General features: G+C 60.4%; 17 protein-coding genes and 1 tRNA gene. 16 read left to right on the top strand and 2 right to left on the bottom strand.

The genetic code is table 11. The features are described 5' to 3' along the window. The first annotated feature begins 80 nt into the window (after positions 1-80). From ACWNRM_RS08445 to ACWNRM_RS08500, 12 genes are all read left to right on the top strand, one after another. Positions 81-392 carry a hypothetical protein gene (locus tag ACWNRM_RS08445; protein WP_122038562.1) on the top strand — a complete coding sequence of 104 codons (312 nt, stop codon included), beginning with the start codon at positions 81-83 and terminating at the stop codon, positions 390-392. A gap of 45 nt (positions 393-437) precedes the next feature. Then, complete coding sequence (locus ACWNRM_RS08450; RefSeq protein WP_485170456.1) at positions 438-1,076, top strand: 2OG-Fe(II) oxygenase family protein; 639 nt, start codon at positions 438-440, stop codon at positions 1,074-1,076. A 56-nt stretch (positions 1,077-1,132) separates the two neighbouring features. Then, the gene (locus ACWNRM_RS08455) at positions 1,133-2,158 is read left to right on the top strand and encodes an aspartate-semialdehyde dehydrogenase (RefSeq protein WP_485170455.1); all 1,026 of its coding nucleotides are present in this window, start codon (positions 1,133-1,135) and stop codon (positions 2,156-2,158) included. Positions 2,159-2,285: 127 nt separating this feature from the next. After that, on the top strand, positions 2,286-2,408 hold the full coding sequence (locus tag ACWNRM_RS08460) for a hypothetical protein (protein ID WP_485170454.1): 123 nt from the start codon (positions 2,286-2,288) through the stop codon (positions 2,406-2,408). Positions 2,409-2,450: 42 nt separating this feature from the next. After that, positions 2,451-3,497 carry a ferrochelatase gene (gene hemH, locus ACWNRM_RS08465; RefSeq protein WP_485170453.1) on the top strand — a complete coding sequence of 349 codons (1,047 nt, stop codon included), beginning with the start codon at positions 2,451-2,453 and terminating at the stop codon, positions 3,495-3,497. Between the two features lie 87 nt (positions 3,498-3,584). Further along, complete coding sequence (gene dinB, locus ACWNRM_RS08470) at positions 3,585-4,703, top strand: DNA polymerase IV (protein WP_485170452.1); 1,119 nt, start codon at positions 3,585-3,587, stop codon at positions 4,701-4,703. A 245-nt stretch (positions 4,704-4,948) separates the two neighbouring features. Then, complete coding sequence (locus ACWNRM_RS08475; protein WP_485170451.1) at positions 4,949-6,148, top strand: MFS transporter; 1,200 nt, start codon at positions 4,949-4,951, stop codon at positions 6,146-6,148. Positions 6,149-6,175: 27 nt separating this feature from the next. Beyond that, positions 6,176-6,757: an LOG family protein gene (locus ACWNRM_RS08480; protein WP_485170450.1), complete on the top strand. Its 582-nt coding sequence runs from the start codon at positions 6,176-6,178 to the stop codon at positions 6,755-6,757. A gap of 56 nt (positions 6,758-6,813) precedes the next feature. Further along, positions 6,814-6,890: transfer RNA gene (locus ACWNRM_RS08485), tRNA-Pro, on the top strand. 248 nt (positions 6,891-7,138) lie between these two features. Then, a complete protein-coding gene (locus ACWNRM_RS08490) occupies positions 7,139-8,101 on the top strand; it encodes a FecCD family ABC transporter permease (protein ID WP_485170449.1) in 963 nt (320 codons plus the stop codon). Further along, the gene (locus tag ACWNRM_RS08495) at positions 8,102-8,878 is read left to right on the top strand and encodes an ABC transporter ATP-binding protein (RefSeq protein WP_485170448.1); all 777 of its coding nucleotides are present in this window, start codon (positions 8,102-8,104) and stop codon (positions 8,876-8,878) included. Continuing rightward, entirely contained in the window at positions 8,875-9,870 is a 996-nt protein-coding gene (locus tag ACWNRM_RS08500; protein WP_485170447.1) for an ABC transporter substrate-binding protein, read from the top strand. The genes ACWNRM_RS08495 and ACWNRM_RS08500 overlap by 4 nt, the downstream gene beginning before the upstream one ends. 7 nt (positions 9,871-9,877) lie before the next feature. Here the strand turns inward: ACWNRM_RS08500 and ACWNRM_RS08505 are convergent, their stop codons facing one another. Further along, complete coding sequence (locus ACWNRM_RS08505; RefSeq protein WP_023979686.1) at positions 9,878-10,474, bottom strand: YqgE/AlgH family protein; 597 nt, start codon at positions 10,472-10,474, stop codon at positions 9,878-9,880. Positions 10,475-10,617: 143 nt separating this feature from the next. Here ACWNRM_RS08505 and ACWNRM_RS08510 point away from each other — a divergent pair, with 143 nt between their 5' ends. Further along, positions 10,618-11,370 carry an SDR family NAD(P)-dependent oxidoreductase gene (locus ACWNRM_RS08510; protein WP_485170446.1) on the top strand — a complete coding sequence of 251 codons (753 nt, stop codon included), beginning with the start codon at positions 10,618-10,620 and terminating at the stop codon, positions 11,368-11,370. Further along, complete coding sequence (locus ACWNRM_RS08515; protein ID WP_485170445.1) at positions 11,363-12,265, top strand: PPK2 family polyphosphate kinase; 903 nt, start codon at positions 11,363-11,365, stop codon at positions 12,263-12,265. The genes ACWNRM_RS08510 and ACWNRM_RS08515 overlap by 8 nt, the downstream gene beginning before the upstream one ends. Before the next feature lie 62 nt (positions 12,266-12,327). On the opposite strand, the gene ACWNRM_RS08520 is transcribed toward ACWNRM_RS08515, so the two are convergent. After that, a complete protein-coding gene (locus ACWNRM_RS08520) occupies positions 12,328-13,119 on the bottom strand; it encodes a DsbA family protein (protein WP_485170444.1) in 792 nt (263 codons plus the stop codon). A 222-nt stretch (positions 13,120-13,341) separates the two neighbouring features. Between ACWNRM_RS08520 and ACWNRM_RS08525 the strand changes: the two genes are divergently transcribed. Both ACWNRM_RS08525 and recA read left to right on the top strand, forming a co-directional pair. Next, the gene (locus ACWNRM_RS08525) at positions 13,342-14,775 is read left to right on the top strand and encodes a gamma-glutamyltransferase (RefSeq protein ID WP_485170443.1); all 1,434 of its coding nucleotides are present in this window, start codon (positions 13,342-13,344) and stop codon (positions 14,773-14,775) included. A 241-nt stretch (positions 14,776-15,016) separates the two neighbouring features. Next, the gene (gene recA, locus ACWNRM_RS08530; RefSeq protein WP_122038551.1) at positions 15,017-16,057 is read left to right on the top strand and encodes a recombinase RecA; all 1,041 of its coding nucleotides are present in this window, start codon (positions 15,017-15,019) and stop codon (positions 16,055-16,057) included. Positions 16,058-16,176 lie beyond the last annotated feature (119 nt).

Consider the following 16,176-nt stretch of genomic DNA (forward strand, 5'->3'; position numbering starts at 1 on the left):
TCTATAGACTCCGCACCAGAGCGCCGTGTGGTCTAACCCATCACATGGTATTCCGATATTGCAGTTTGGAGGGGTCTGTCATGCGCTGCATGCCCGCACTCGCGGTATTCACGATTTCGCTACTGTCACAGGGCGTGTCCTGTGCCTGGGCGACTCCCGAACGCCCGGTCGAGCAGCAGGGGCGTCATCTCGATTTCGATAGCCGAGCCCCCTTGCGCTGCACGCGCGCGCCCCATCTGGTCAGAACCGCCTACACCCCCGACGAAAAGCCCGCTGAAGGGGCTGTGTCCATGCGTTCTTGCTTTTCCGATACCGACCGTATCGGGGCAGGGTATACACAGTATGTACGCAACAGTGCGGTGCGCCACCTGCATCACCGCATGAAGGGCTAGCAAGCCTCTTGTGCGCCGGGGGGAGCAGGAATAGGCTCGCCCTCCATGTCACAGATCGCTCTTCAGTATGAAGCCCTTGAACGGACCCCGATCAGCGCGGCACCGTTCAGACATGTGGTTGTCCCGAACTTCGTACGCGAAGAGGACCTCCAGACACTCATCAACCTGATGCCCGAGATGAAGTCCGGCGGGTCTTTCCCCCCGGAGGGTCTTCGGCTGCACCCGACAGTCAGGGCACTGACGAAGGAATTGCAGGGTCCGCGGCTCAAGAAGATCGTAGCGCGGAAATTCGGTCTTGATATCGAAGATGCACCGAGCATGCTGACCCTGCGTGGCCGCACCCGTGAAAAGGACGGGCGTATCCATCGAGATTCAGAAGCCAAGCTCGTTACGATCCTGCTTTACCTGAATCCGGAAAGTGCTGCCTGGTCTGCACAGGAAGGCTGCCTGCGCCTGCTGAACGGCCCCGATAATCTCGAGGATTACGAGGTTGAGGTGAAGCCCGCCCACGGTACGTTGCTGATTTTCCCGAATGGGCCGAAAACCTGGCATGGTCACAGGCAGTATGTCGGCCCGCGCTACACGATTCAGCTGAATTACATGGCCACAAATAACAAGGCGCGCTATGAACTGCGCCGTCATCGGCTGTCAGCGCTGTTCAAGCGCCTGTTATTCGCCCGATGAAACGGTCATGACGCCCGGCGTGATGACGATCGAATTCTGACTGAGGTAATGTGATTATGGGATACCGCGTTGCGGTCGTTGGCGCGACTGGTGCTGTAGGTCGTGAACTCCTGCGCATTCTTGCCGAGAGAGATTTTCCTGTGTCCGAAGTGGCAGCGCTGGCTTCGGCCCGCTCCACGGGGCAGGACGTCTCGTTTGGCGACAAGAAAATTCTCAAGATCCAGAACCTCGAGACGTTCGACTTCACCGGCTGGGATATCGCCCTGTTCTCACCCGGCGCTTCGGTTTCTGCTGTGCATGCGCCGCGTGCGGCAGCGGCCGGGTGCATCGTGATCGACAACACCTCGCATTTCCGCATGGAGCCGGACGTGCCGCTGGTGGTGCCCGAAGTGAATGCGAATGCGCTGAAAAAGATGAAGCGCAATATCATCGCCAATCCCAACTGCTCCACGGCGCAGATGGTGGTTGCGCTCAAGCCGCTGCATGATCTGTTCACCATCAAGCGTATTGTGGTGTCCACCTATCAGGCGGTTTCCGGCGCCGGCAAGGACGGCATGGATGAGCTGTTTGCCCAGTGCAAGGGCAGCTTTGTAGGCGATCCGCCGACCATCGCCCAGTTCACCAAACAGATTGCGTTCAACGTCATTCCGCATATCGACAGCTTCATGCCCGACGGCTCCACCAAGGAAGAGTGGAAGATGGCGGTCGAGACACGCAAGATTCTCGATCCCGACATCAAGGTTGCGGCAACCTGTGTGCGTGTGCCCGTCTTCATCGGTCACTCCGAGGCCATCAATATCGAATGTGAGGAGCCCGTTGATCTGGCGCGTGCCCGTGAGGCCCTGCGTGAGGCTGATGGTGTAATTCTGCGCGATGAGCGTGACGATGGCGGCTACGTCACCCCGATCGAGTGCGTGGGCGAGGACGCGACCTATGTTTCGCGCCTGCGTATTGACGATTCGGTGGAGAATGGTCTTGCGCTGTGGTGTGTCTCGGACAATCTGCGCAAGGGAGCTGCGCTGAACGCGGTACAGATCGCTGAAGCCCTGATTGCGCTCGATCTGATCAAACAGAAGTCCTGATTACGGGCTATTATATTACATATTTGTCATTATTGTAATTTTGGCATTGCGCAGACCCGGCGCAGTGCCAAACTCCTTTCAAGGGCGGATGCAGGGTTGTGCTGCAAGGGTCCGAACGGAGATGACAATGGCTGTTATCGACACTCTGGCCGCTGGTCTGTTTGCCCTCGCTGCGCTTGGTCTCCTGCGCATGGCACCGACACCCAAAGCCATTCCGGTGCGCGTCAAACGGAAACCGTCGGCACGTTGAGCGGTTTTTGTCTCTCCTGAGTCAGCAAGCCGATAGAGAGACATGGCCTTCAATAACAAGATCCCCGCGACTGCGACACCGCCGGAAGGCAAGACCGGTGTCCTCATTGCCAATCTTGGCACGCCTGAAGGCACCGATTTTTTCTCGGTCCGTCGCTATCTTGGCGAGTTTCTTTCCGATCGCCGTGTGATCGAGGCACCGCCAGCCATCTGGCAGCCCATTCTGCAAGGCGTTGTCCTCACCACGCGCCCTTCCAAGAGCGGCGAAGCCTACGCCCGTATCTGGAACCGCGAAGAAGACGCCAGCCCACTGCGCGTCTACACCCGTGCCCAGGCGGAGAAGCTCGCCGAGCGCCTTGGTGCCGATGTTCCGGTGGCCTGGGGTATGCGTTATGGCACACCCTCAATTGGTGAGGCTGTCGAGGAGTTGATGGATCAGGGATGTGACCGCATCCTCTATCTCTCGCTTTATCCGCAATACAGCGCCACCACGACCGCGACAGCCAATGATCAGCTGTTTCGTACGCTCATGACGCTACGCCGGCAGCCCGCCATCCAGACGCTTCCGGCTTTTCCTGATCATCCTGTATACATCGCCGGTCTCGAAAAGAGTGTGCGTGACCATCTGGCGGGGCTGAGCTGGAAACCTCAGCGTATTGTTGCCTCCTTTCACGGCTTGCCAAAGCTTTGCGTGGACAAGGGGGATTACTACCCCGATGACTGCGTCAGAACGATCTGCGCCCTGCGTGACGCCCTGAATGTGAGCGAAGAGCAGATGCCGATCACCTATCAGTCACGTTTTGGGCCGATGGAGTGGGTGCAGCCCTATACGGCGCCTTTCGTGACGGCGCTGCCAGAGCAGGGGATAACCCGTATTGCTGTCATCATGCCCGGCTTCATCAGCGATTGCATTGAGACGCTGGACGAAATCGGCCACGAGCTGCGTGACGAGTTCATTGAGGCGGGAGGTGAGGAGCTAACCCTCATTCCGTGTCTGAATGATAGCGATATGGCGATCGATCTGCTCGAAGCGCTGATTCGCGAAGCCTGCCCGCCCGCATGGCAGAAATCCGGCCTGACTGCCCCCTGATGCGTTGTGGCTGAACCATCGTCGGTTCTGCCAGCCTGACGCTTGATGATCTTGTTTTGTTCTCGAACCTGATGGCATAAGGGCAGTATGTCTGAGCCAACAGGTCACGGGGCTGTGCGTCGCATCATCCATATCGATATGGATGCCTTCTATGCTTCGGTTGAACAACGAGACGCACCGGAGCTGCGTGGTCGTCCCGTCGCCGTAGGGCGGGGTGAGGGACGAGGCGTTGTTGCGGCGGCCAGCTACGAGGCCCGCCGGTTTGGTGTCCGCTCGGCCCTGCCATCGCGTACGGCGTTGCGACAATGTCCGGAACTGGTCTTTGTTCCGCCCCGCTTTGACACCTACCGCGCCGTTTCGCGTCAGATCCATGAGATATTTGCGCGCTATACGGCGCTTATACAGCCTCTCTCACTCGATGAGGCTTATCTCGATGTGACGCAAAGTTATCGCGAGCATGGGTCGGCCACCGATATTGCACGGCGTATCCGGGCAGAAATTGCCGAGGAAACCGGACTAACGGCTTCGGCAGGGATCTCCTACAACCGGTTTCTGGCGAAGCTGGCGTCGGATCATCGCAAACCCAATGGACAATTCGTCATCACGCCCGCCATGGGGCCGGATTTTGCGGCCTCGCTGCGTGTCGAGCAGTTTCACGGCATTGGCCCCGCAACGCGGGCCAAGATGAACCGGCTGGGTATTTTTACCGGTGCTGACCTGCGTGATATTCCGCGTGACGTGTTGACCCGTCATTTCGGCAAGGCTGCTGCGTTCTATGCATCCATCGCCTGGGGCATTGACGATCGCCCTGTCGTGCCGGACCGGGTGCGCAAGTCGATTGGTACCGAGACGACGTTTGAGGCCGATCTGACGGATTTTGCCAGCGCCTGCACGGTGCTCGACGGGCTGTGCGACAAGCTCTGGCGGCATTGTGAGGCGCAGTCACTGCGCGGACGCACTGTGGTTCTGAAGCTCAAATATACCGATTTCCAGATCACGACACGTACCCGGTCCAATCCTTCTCCATTCGCAAGCCGGGATGCGGTGCGCGAGCAGGCTGTGGCATTGCTGGAAGGGTTTTTTCCCCTTCAGCGTGCCATCAGGTTGATGGGCGTCACGCTGACCGGGCTCGGTCAGGATGAGGCCGAGGGCACGGAAGGAGAAAAAACCGCACAATTGACACTTTTTGGTGAATCACCCTGCTGACTTTTTGCATGATGCAGCGTTCACTGAGTCCAATGCTCTCTAGTGGAAGGATCTGCCATCATGATTTCAGTTTTTTCCACCTCATCGCTCTGGCTGGGTGCCGTCGTTTCCGTACTGATCTGCGCTCTTGGCGCAGGCTGAACGCTTTAACCTGACGTAAACTTGACCAGGCGGGGTGACAGCAGGCTCAGGGGCTGGCAAAGCTGAGCCTCTAGCGACCAGAAAATCGGATTGGGGAAATTGTGATGGGTGCCGGGCAGGCAAAGGCGACACGATCGCCACTTGGCATCATCCTGCCGGTCGTCTCACTGAACCTCATTATCTATGTCGTCATCGGCCTGCCGATGGCAGTCATTCCGCTCTTCGTGCATAATGTCCTGCACTGCAACACGGTCATCGCCGGGTTTGCCGTGTCACTGCAGTATTTTGCCACCTTTGCGTCGCGCGCATCGGCGGGAAAACGTATCGATACCCAGGGGCCAAAGCCGGTTGCGGTGCTGGGTCTGGCGCTTGGCGTCTTTTCCGGCCTGCTGCTTCTGGTGGCAGGGCTTGGCAAATCGGTCATCCCACTCTCCCTGATCAGCCTTTTTGCCAGTCGTCTGGCCCTTGGCTGGGCGGAAAGCTGGGCCTCGACAGCCGCAATCGTCTGGAACATACGCCGCGCAGGGGCAGCCAATACGGCTCAGGTCATCTCGTGGAATGGAATAACCTCCTATGGCGGTATCGCCCTGGGTGCTACAATTGGCGAGCAGCTTTCGCATCTCGGTGGCGGCTGGGGCGGGCTAGTGAGTCTGGGTGTGCTCTCGACCCTGCTCCCCGCCATCGGCACGGCACTGGCCAGCACCTATCCCGCGGTTGCCCCCATACGCCATGACGCCCCCGCCATGTCTTTCGCTAAGGTGTTCCGTCTCGTGCTGCCTCATGGCTGCGCGCTGGCGGCGGGATCCGTCGGATTCGGGGCCATCTCGTCATGCCTTGCACTCTATTTTGCGGCGGAGCACTGGCCGGATGCAGCGCAGGCCCTGGCTGTATTCGGTATGGTCTTTGTCATCGTGCGCTTCGTTTTCGCGCGCCAGATCGGACGTATCGGCGGGACAAATGTCGCGCTTATCTCGCTTGGTGTCGAAACACTCGGATTGCTGATTCTGGCCTTTCTCCCCTCTGCTGAAGCGGCCACTCTGGGCGCAGCGGTAACCGGAGCGGGTTTCTCATTGGTGTTTCCGGCGCTGGGCGTTCTGGCTGTCGACCGCGCCGGGGCGGAGAATCGCGGGGCCGCGCTTGGGGCCTTTTCGGTATTTCTCGATCTCGCCATTGGCGTGTCCGGCCCGCTGTTGGGGCTCGTCATCCATTCTGCGGGTTATATGGCCCTGTTCATCTTCACAGCTTGCATTACATTCCTCGGCATCGTGCAGGTGCTGAGATTGCAGCGTGCTGCGAGGCCCTGACGTCACAGGTCGAAGGAAAATCCAGAAATGACAATCGCTGCCGCCGCTGTCTTTTGCGGCTCGCGCCATGGTTCTGTTCCGGCTTTTGGTGAAGCCGCCCGCGCAATGGGAGCCGGCCTGGCAGAGCGTGGCATCCATCTGGTCTATGGTGGCGGGGCAGTGGGGCTTATGGGTGTGGTGGCCGCAGCCGCGTTGCAGGCTGGTGGCAAGGTAACCGGGATCATCCCCGAGTTTCTTCACGGCCGCGAGGTCATGAACGATCAGGTGACGGATCTGATCGTTACCGAGTCGATGCATGAGCGCAAACGGTTGATGTTCGCGCAGGCTGATGCGTTTCTGGTGCTGCCCGGCGGGCTCGGCACCTTTGACGAACTCATGGAAATCATGACATGGCGCCAGCTCTCGCTGCATGACAAGCCTATCCTGATCGTCAACGTCGCGAACTGGGCTGTGCACGTGATTGCGGCTTTGGAGGCAGCAATCGAGCAGGGCCTGGCAGATGCCTCGGCGCGCAGGCTCTATCAGGTTGTGCCCGACGTGGCGCATGCTCTCGAAATTCTGGGTAAAACCAGAAAGAGCGAGGAAAACATCGAGACAGGTCGACTTTGATCGTCTGCCCCCCTTGCAGAGCCGCCCATCTGGCAGTATAGCCCCATCCATCGGTTCGGAGTGTAGCTCAGCCTGGTAGAGCACTGTGTTCGGGACGCAGGGGCCGGAGGTTCGAATCCTCTCACTCCGACCAGAATTTCCATAATTCTGGTCATTCTGGCGGTCTGGTATTGCTGAAAAGGCAGACCATTCGCCCACCGATTATTTCCGATATCATCTCTCTCACATCAGAGACCTCGCGTTATTTCGTTGGCTATGCTGCGCGATTGTCTGCACAAGCCATGAACCTCTCGCCAGACGAGCCCTGACCCGGTATCGGGGTAATCGGGTCCATCATGGCAAAAGGGGGAAGGGGCATTGCGCAATCGTTTGTGCTTTCTGATGCTCACTCTCATCCTGATCGGCGCTTTTGCCATCGGAATCGTCATCGGGCGCTATCCGCTTTCACTTCACGCAGTCGGGGCCATGATGGCCGGGTATGGTGCCGCTGAAACACGGGCCGTGCTGCTCTATGCGCGCCTGCCAAGGCTGATCGGGGCCATGGTGGTCGGGGCGGCGCTTTCAGTGTCAGGAAGCGCGTTTCAGGCGGTTTTCCGTAATCCGCTCGTCTCGCCCGATCTGCTGGGGGTACTGAGTGGCGCGGCTTTCGGGGCGGCGCTGGCCATCCTGCTGCATGGCAGTAGTGCGGTAGTGGGGTTTGCGGCCTTCGCCGGAGGGTGTTGCGCCGTGGCCTGCGGCTTTGGCATCGCGCGGTTGGTGGGGCGCGAGGGTATCTTACCGCTGCTGCTGGGCGGGTTGATCAGCGCTGCCCTGTTCACCTCTTTTCTCTCGTTACTTAAATATATGGCTGATCCATTCGATCAGTTGCCAGCCATCATCTACTGGCTGCTCGGGAGCCTGGCCCGGACGCAATGGGCGCAGCTTGCCTGGGTGGCACCCTTGTGTGTGCTGGGCATGGCGCTGCTGTGGCTGGGTTCGCGGGCGCTGGATGCGCTGGTTCTGAGCGATGACGAAGCCCGGAGCCTTGGCCTGCCGGTTGGGGTCATGAGGCTCGTCGTGCTGGCCCTCGCCACGTCGCTCGGCGCTCTGACGGTTTCCATGGCCGGGATTATCGGTTGGGTCGGGCTGATCGTGCCCCATATGGCCAGGCTCATTATCGGGCCGGGACATCGCCTCATGTTGCCTTTCGCGGCGCTGATGGGGGCGGCGGGGCTGATGCTGGCCGATACCGCAGCGCGAAGCCTGACAGCGTCCGAGATTCCCCTTGGCATGATGACCGAGCTTTTCGGGGCGTTAGGCTTCATCGTGGTGCTGAGGCATCTGCGTCGCGAAGGGCAGTTATAAGTGACATCCCTTGCGACACAGGCTCTCGGCTTTACCCGGCGAGGGCGTCCCATACTTGATGACGTGACGCTGAATTTCTCGGGCGGGCAACTGGTCAGCCTGATGGGGGCGAATGGCGCTGGCAAGACGACGCTGCTGCGGCTGATGCTCGGTCTTATCGTGCCCGACCGGGGATGGGTTCGGGTCAATGATGTGCCCCTGACCGATCTTTCGCGCATGGATCGGGCCCGATTACTGAGCTACGTGCCGCAAAACAGGGAGCACCTGCCGCCCTATGATGTGATGCAGGTGGTGCAGATGGGCAGGCTGCCGCATGGCGGGCTGACAACGCGCCTGTCGACGGCGGACCGCGACAGTATCGAGCGCGCTATTGCGCAGCTCGGTTTGCAGGATCTGGCGCGGCGGCCCTGCACCGCACTATCGGGGGGCGAGTATCAGCGCGTTCTTCTGGCAAGGGCGCTGGCGCAGGAGACACCGGTTATCGTGCTGGATGAACCATTGGCCGGACTCGATTACGGCTATCAGCATCGATTGATGGGGCTGCTTTCCACCCTGACGCAGCAGGACCGTCTGGTCATCATGACAGCGCATCAGCCTGAGATGATCTACCGTCACGCGAGCCATGTCGTCCTGCTTGAGGCCGGGCGCGTGGTGACACAGGGACGACCGTGTGATGTTCTTGAGGCGGGGCGTCTGAGCGCGTTTTATGAAATTGCCCTTCAACATTACGATCATGGCGCTGAGCGCTTCTTTGCGCAAAGGGAGAAGGCGGAATGAGAAGTTTCGGCTGGAGCGCTGTGCTGAGCGGGTTTCTGGCGGTGGCCACGCTTCAGGAGGCTTCAGCCCTGCCAGCAACGCCGCCTCCTGCGCGCATTGTGGATGGATGGTACGCCCATAATGCCACGCTGATCATGCTGGGCGCAGCAGACAGGATTGTCGGTACGGTCGTCTCGCCTTCGCGCTTTGCCTGGATGTATTGCGTCGTCCCATCCCTGCATCAGGCCCATGTTTTTGGCAGCATGGTGCTCAATGCCGAGGCTGTTCTCGCCCTTCGTCCCGATCTGGTTTTTGTCACCCGTGATTCCGGTGTGGCAAGTGCCTTGCAATCTGTGGGGCTGAAAGCCGCGCCTGTCGGCTTTACCGATTTCGCGGGAATGCTGGCGACAATCGATCAGACCGCTGCCCTTCTGGGGACGGATGAGGCGAAGGCCCAGGCCGCCCGCTATCGCACGGCTTTTGCCGCGCTCGACAGGTCGCCGGCGGAGAGGAAATCAGTGCCGGCGCCGCGTGTGCTGCATATCGCGTCGCTCGATCCCCTGACCGTGGATGGTGATACGAGTATCGTGGATGAGTGGATACGTGATGCCGGTGGCCGCAATGCCGCGATCGGTGTGCATGGCAACAAGCGCCCGGTTTCGCTGGAGCAGATCCTGGGCTGGCAGCCCGACATCATCATTCTGGGAGCAGACGCGGGCAGCGAGGCAGAAATCGCGTCATCGCCGCTCTGGGCACAGCTGGCTGCCGTGGCGCAGCACCATGTGTTCCGCAATCCGTCAGGGGTGTTCAACTGGGATCGCTACAGCCCCGAACTACTGTTGCAACGCCTGTGGGCGCGTCAGCTGATCGGGAAAGGGACGATGGATCGCGCTGCGATGCTGGCACAGATCCGGGATTTCTACCGCCAGTTCTATCACCACCCTCTCAGCAACGAGGCGGCGGAACGTATCCTCGATGCGCGGCCCCTCGAGCCTGGTGCATGTCCGGGCTAGGCGGCCCTCAGGCGTGGCCGACGAGATTGGAGAGGGAGAGGGGATCGATATTGATGGTGGCAAGTGCCTTGCGCCATTTCACCATCTGATCGCTGCCGAAAATAAGATCATCCATGGCTGGGGCGCTCAGCCATGCATTCTGCTGGATGATTTCATCTTCCAGCTGACCGGGCTCCCATGAGGCATGGCCCAACGCCAGCAGGGCGTGGCGTGGGCCTTCGCCAGCGGCGATCTGATGCAGGATATCAAGGCTGGCGGTCAGGCAGTTCTCGTTATTGATCACGAGGCTGTCCTCACGTCGCCAGTCGGCAGAGTGAAGCACGAAGCCACGGGTCGGTTCCATGGGGCCGCCCATGCACAGATTGATCCTGCGCTTGGGCGGTGAGGGGGTAATGTCGAGCTGCTCGAACAGGGTTTCGAGCGTGGGGTGCGATGCGCGCTTGTTGATGATCAGCCCCATGGCACCATCCCGGCGCGAATGGGCGCAGACATAGACCACGCTGCGCGCAAATTCCGACTCTCCAAGCATGGGGCTCGAAATGAGCAGACGGCCTGCCAGGGTTTCGGATGTGGTCTCGTCGGGCGTTTGAAAATCTGAAGCCATGAGGGAAAATGTCGGCCATTGCAGGGGGTTTTGCAAGGGTGGCGCGCCGTGGCAACGATACAGAGTGTGGCAACCATGGAGCGGCTGCCCCGTCTGCTATAGCGTGGGGCCCTGTGTGTCCTGAACCTGAAATGGAGAAAACGATGGCGATTATTCTGGTAACCGGCGCAACAGCCGGGTTTGGTCAGGCTATTGCAAAGCGTCTGGTCAAGGAAGGCCATCGTGTGATCGGGACCGGCCGACGGGCGGAACGGCTTGAGGCCATGAAGAAAGAGCTGGGCGAGGCGTTTCTGCCGCAGGTGCTCGATGTGACCGATGCCGAAAAGGTTCAGGCCCTGCCCGCAAGCCTGCCGCCCGCATGGCGTCAGGTCGATGTGGTGATCAATAATGCCGGTCTTGCCCTCGGTGTGGGCAAGGCGCAGGAATCCGATCTCAAGGATTGGAAAACCATGATTGACACGAATGTGACGGGTGTCGTGGATGTCACTCGTGCGTTTCTTCCACAAATGGTCGAACGCAATCACGGTTACATCATCACACTTGGCAGTATCGCAGGGACTTACCCCTATGTCGGGGGCAATGTTTACGGAGCCACCAAGGCGTTTGTCGGTCAGTTCATGCGTAATCTGCGCACTGACCTGCTGGGAACGAAAATCCGTGCAAGCACGATCGAACCGGGACTGTGCGGCGGCAGCGAATTCAGCAACGTGCGGCTGCGCGACAATCAGAAGGCTGCGGATGTCTATAAAGGGACTGACCCGCTGACGCCTGAGGATATCGCGGCAACCGTTTCATGGCTGCTCAGCCTTCCGCCCCATGTCAACATCAACGCCATCGAGATGATGCCTGTCTGTCAGGCTGCCGGTGGCCTCGCAGTGGATCGAAGCAGTGACTGAACTGACCCTGGGCCTGGCCCGCAAGCTTCCTGGCAAGTATCTCGTCAGCGACGGGCGCGATTTCGAGCTGAAATCCGTCCGTCCGCAGGATCATGGCGGTTTGCACAAGGGCCATGTCGAGGCGTGGCTGGACAAGCGGCGTGCTCACCTCGGGGCGTTGCAGGAAAGGCTTGCGGCAGAGCATCGCCATTCCATGCTTCTGGTTCTTCAGGGCATGGATGGTGCGGGCAAGGACAGCCTCATTCTCAATGTCATGACCGGGATGAACCCACAGGGGACCAAGGTCGTGTCATTCAAGAAGCCGAGCGATATCGAGCTTTCTCATGACTATCTATGGCGCGTTCACATGGCCATACCGAGCCGTGGTCAGGTGGGAGTGTTCAACCGCAGCCATTACGAGGATGTGCTCGTTGCCCGAGTTCATGCAGACACGCTCGATGCGAGAGGCATGAAGGGCGATCCGACAAAGCGGGAGTTCTGGGACCACCGCCTGCAGGATATCCGCGATTTCGAGGCCTATCTGGGCCGGCAGGGCATCCATGTTCTCAAGGTCATGCTGCACATGTCGCCCGAATGTCAGCAGGAGCGTCTGCTGCGTCGTCTTCATCGGCCGGACAAGCGGTGGAAGTTCGATGAGAGCGATCTGGCGGAACGCCAGTTCTGGCCCGCTTACCAGACAGCCTATGAAGAAGCGATCCGGGCGACGGCGACCGAACACGCGCCTTGGCTGGTCGTGCCGTCAAACAAGAAATGGTACTCACGCCTGGTCGTGATGGAGGCTCTGATTGCAAGACTTGAGAGCCTGAGCCCGGAGCCACCGCCGCCATCGCCCGAGATTCTCGAAAATCTCGGTCGGCTCGAAGCCAAGATCAAGGCGAGCAAGATACCCGGCTGATCTTCCTTATCCTGCAAGGTCGCCTCCTTTGGGGGCCTTGCAGGGTGGAAGGGTAAGGGTTGTCAGTGCGCGTCCTTGCGTGCGGTTCTGATCTGCTCGCGCATTTCCTCAGCCGAGATGGCACCGGGAATGATTGCACTCGTACCGAAAACGAAGGTCGGCGTGCCATCGAGGCCGATCAGCCTTGCTTCAGCCAGATTCTCGTTGATCTGCGCGGCAACGCTCGAGGCGTGCATGTCAGTCACAAGCTTGTCCGCATTCAGCCCATTGGCTGTGGCGAGCTGACGGATACGATCCAGAGTAGGGGGCGTCGTGTCCTGCATCAGGGCGCGTTTCATCTTTTCGTAGCCGCCCTGCAGCGCGGCCGCAAAAATGGCCTGCGTGTCCAGCACGCTTTTCTCACTCAGCACCGGCACCAGCTTTTCGACCAGACGCAGCTTGCTGTCCGATTTCAGAAGGGCGTCGACGACGGGCACCATGCTGCGGCAATAGCCGCAGCGCGGGTCGAGAAACTCCACGATGGTCAGATCGCCCTGCGGGTTGCCGCGCACTGTGTAGTCGGGCCCCTTTTGCAGACGCTCACGATCGGAGCGCACATGGGTGAGGGCGTCATCTGCTGCCTTCTGCTGGGCACCCTGACGCAGGGCCACGATGGCATCGCTCAGAATGCTCGGGTCATTCTTCAGGGCGTCGCGCAGGATCGTCACGATCTCGGCGCGCTGGGCCGGGCTGAAAGACGATCCCGCAGCGGCAGACGCCGTACTGGGGGCAGCAAGGGCCGGAGCGACGGTCGACACGGTCAGACCAAGGGCGAGAAAAGTGCTGGCAAGCCGGGCACGGGTCGGGCGGGTCATGAGGACGATCCTGCTGGTCGTGAAAGACATGGGCGTGAAGAAAACGCGCTCTTGCATAGGCCAGCAAAAGCGATTTCGCAAAACCGGAGCCGGGCGCGCGGTTGCCCATCGTCCGGATCACGGTTAGATGCGTTAACGAACCCAATTTCCGGACAGTTGCCTCTTCGCCCCCCGAAGATGCCCAAACCCGTCCGGAACAGTAGAGAAAAGGCTTGCCGGGTCATGGAGACACTGCACGTGGCGCATCGTCAGTCGAATGCCCCCAGTCGCCCCGCAGGGCGCTTTGCGCTCAAGGCTGGGCTGCGCCCGGCTTGTGCCCTTACGGCAGCCATGCTGCTCGCCGGGTGCAGTGATGTTACGCATATCGGTCACAGCCTGTTTGGCAAGACCACGCCCATCGTGACGGGCTATATCGGCACTGTAGTCGCCGATGAGCCGCGTGCGGCCCTGATCGGTCGCGATGTGCTGGTGCATGGCGGCAATGCAGCCGATGCTGCCGCTGCGGTGGGGATGGCGCTGTCAGTCACCCTGCCATCGCGTGCCTCTCTGGGCGGTGGTGGCGCCTGCCTGGCCACACGGGCCAACGAGGCCCCTCAGGCTTTTGTGTTCCTGCCCGGTTCAGCCAGTGCGTCGGGTGCAGCCACGCGTCAGGCGGCGATACCGATGACGCCGCGTGGGTTGTTCACCATGCAGCTTCGCTACGGCACCGTCGAATTTGCTGATATTCTTGGTCCGTCCGTTCGCCTTGCCCGCAGCGGCACCACAGTCAGCCGCGTGCTGGCCAGCGATATTGCTGCGGTACAGAACCCCCTCTTCGCCGATGACGCCGCACGCAGCGTTTTCAGCCGTCCCGATGGCGCGCCGCTGCAAAATGGCGATGCGCTGGTGCAGCCCCAGCTGGCGAGTTTCCTTGAGCGCATGACCAATGTTGGTGTGGGCGATCTGTATAACGGCGCGCTTGGCGGGATCTTCGTCGAAGGGGCCAACAAGGCAGGGGGCGGCCTTTCGACCACAGCGTTGCGTAACGCCATGCCAGCGCAGATCGCGCCGCTTCAGGTCGAGCAGGATGGCTATGTGGCCTCGTTCCTGCCGCCGCCTGCCGATGGTGGGCTTGGCGCTGCGGCAGCGTTCCACTCCGGCGCCTCCGCTCAGAGTGTGGTGGCGACATGGCGCAGCGAGGACCGTCATGGTCTGAGCAATGACGCCCTCCTCAGCGCTGCCCAGACTCTGGTCAATGGCGGCTCCAGCCACGGTGGTTCCCTGCCCCCGCTTCCGGCCTCGACCTCCTTTGTCGTGACCGACAACAAGGGCGGCGCTGTGGCCTGCGCCCTGACCGAGAATAATCTGTTCGGCACAGGCCGTATGGCTGAAGGAACGGGCGTTTTGCTGGCCGCGGCACCGGGGCGCTATCCGGCGCCACTTCTGGCTGCTGCCATTGTGCAGCGTCGTGGCGCCCTGACCGGTGCTGCCGCTGCCTCCGGCCAGAACGATGCAGCCGATGCGTTGGCTCAGGCTGCACGGGCTATCGTCTCTGGCACGACGGTGCCGCATGAAGGGCAGGGGCGCGTCAATGCCTCGGTCTGCAAGGGCGGCACTTGTCAGGGTGATACCGATCCGCGTGGTGGTGGTCTTTCCGTGGGCAGTGTGAACAACTGATCCCGCGCGATCTCTCGCGTCTGGCCTATCGAGGCCGGATGCGGGAGCCTGAATTGTTTGCAAAAATGACACCTATGCCCCCTCGAAACAGGGGGCATTTTTTATGCCCGTCCCCTTGTGCAAAAGGGGCGTGATCATGATATGTTCTCAAGAACAAATGTGAACGATCAACACGAATCGCTCCGCCCCGATTGCCGATTTTCATGAGTTCGGCAACACTGGTGTGAGCGGAGGACAGGATATGAGCGTGGACAGAACGAAAGCACTCGAAGGTGCGCTGAGCCAGATCGAACGGGCTTTCGGCAAGGGGTCGATCATGCGCATGGGGCAGCGCCCCAAGGAGCAGGCCGATGTGATTTCCACGGGCTCGCTGGGCCTCGATATCGGCCTCGGTATCGGCGGTCTGCCGCGTGGCCGTATCATCGAGATCTACGGCCCGGAAAGCTCCGGCAAGACGACACTCGCGCTTCATGCCATTGCCGAAGCGCAGAAGAAGGGCGGAACCTGCGCCTTTATCGATGCTGAACATGCGCTCGATCCGGGTTATGCCCGCAAGCTCGGGGTGGATGTCGACAATCTTCTGCTCAGCCAGCCTGACGCTGGTGAGCAGGCTCTTGAGATTGCCGATACGCTGGTGCGTTCCGGTGCCGTCGACGTGCTGGTGGTCGACTCCGTGGCGGCACTGGTGCCGCGTGCGGAACTTGAGGGCGATATGGGCGACAGCCATGTCGGTCTTCATGCCCGTCTGATGAGCCAGGCCCTGCGCAAGCTGACTGGCACGGTTTCGCGCTCGAATACGATGGTGATCTTCCTCAACCAGATCCGCATGAAGATCGGCGTGATGTTCGGCAATCCCGAGACCACGACCGGTGGTAATGCGCTCAAATTCTACGCGTCGGTGCGTCTGGATATCCGCCGTATCGGTTCGATCAAGGACCGCGACGAGGTGGTGGGTAACCAGACACGCGTGAAGGTGGTCAAGAACAAGATGGCCCCGCCTTTCCGTCAGGTCGAATTCGACATCATGTACGGCGAGGGCATCAGCAAGGTTGGTGAACTGATCGACCTGGGCGTCAAGGCCAACATCGTCGAGAAATCGGGTGCCTGGTTCTCGTATGACAGCACCCGCGTGGGTCAGGGGCGTGAGAATGCCAAGCAGTTCCTGCGCGATCACCCCGAGATGGCGGCCGATATCGAGCGTCGTATCCGCGAGCAGGCTGGCGTGGTGGCTGAGGCCATGATGACCTCGCCGGAAGAGCAGGAAGACGAAGCCGAGGCCTGAGTCCCGTCATCCCTGTCGCAGGCAGGGTAGCGCGAGACTGAATTGAAAAGACCCGCTGCATCCCCGGTGATGCAGCGGGTCTTTTTATGGGTCATTCAGCGCAGACTGCGAAATATCGT

It is taken from the genome of Asaia sp. A2 (assembly GCF_057319415.1).

Coding starts and splice junctions, on each gene's coding strand:
- ACWNRM_RS08450 (WP_485170456.1), top strand. CDS start 438: ATGTCACAGATCGCTCTTCAGTATGAAGCCCTTGAACGGACCCCGATC.
- ACWNRM_RS08500 (WP_485170447.1), top strand. CDS start 8,875: ATGAGAAGTTTCGGCTGGAGCGCTGTGCTGAGCGGGTTTCTGGCGGTG.
- ACWNRM_RS08480 (WP_485170450.1), top strand. CDS start 6,176: ATGACAATCGCTGCCGCCGCTGTCTTTTGCGGCTCGCGCCATGGTTCT.
- ACWNRM_RS08505 (WP_023979686.1), bottom strand. CDS start 10,474: ATGGCTTCAGATTTTCAAACGCCCGACGAGACCACATCCGAAACCCTG.
- recA (WP_122038551.1), top strand. CDS start 15,017: ATGAGCGTGGACAGAACGAAAGCACTCGAAGGTGCGCTGAGCCAGATC.
- ACWNRM_RS08445 (WP_122038562.1), top strand. CDS start 81: ATGCGCTGCATGCCCGCACTCGCGGTATTCACGATTTCGCTACTGTCA.
- ACWNRM_RS08460 (WP_485170454.1), top strand. CDS start 2,286: ATGGCTGTTATCGACACTCTGGCCGCTGGTCTGTTTGCCCTCGCTGCG.
- ACWNRM_RS08475 (WP_485170451.1), top strand. CDS start 4,949: ATGGGTGCCGGGCAGGCAAAGGCGACACGATCGCCACTTGGCATCATC.
- ACWNRM_RS08510 (WP_485170446.1), top strand. CDS start 10,618: ATGGCGATTATTCTGGTAACCGGCGCAACAGCCGGGTTTGGTCAGGCT.
- dinB (WP_485170452.1), top strand. CDS start 3,585: ATGTCTGAGCCAACAGGTCACGGGGCTGTGCGTCGCATCATCCATATC.
- ACWNRM_RS08525 (WP_485170443.1), top strand. CDS start 13,342: ATGGAGACACTGCACGTGGCGCATCGTCAGTCGAATGCCCCCAGTCGC.
- ACWNRM_RS08490 (WP_485170449.1), top strand. CDS start 7,139: ATGCTCACTCTCATCCTGATCGGCGCTTTTGCCATCGGAATCGTCATC.
- ACWNRM_RS08455 (WP_485170455.1), top strand. CDS start 1,133: ATGGGATACCGCGTTGCGGTCGTTGGCGCGACTGGTGCTGTAGGTCGT.
- ACWNRM_RS08520 (WP_485170444.1), bottom strand. CDS start 13,119: ATGACCCGCCCGACCCGTGCCCGGCTTGCCAGCACTTTTCTCGCCCTT.
- hemH (WP_485170453.1), top strand. CDS start 2,451: ATGGCCTTCAATAACAAGATCCCCGCGACTGCGACACCGCCGGAAGGC.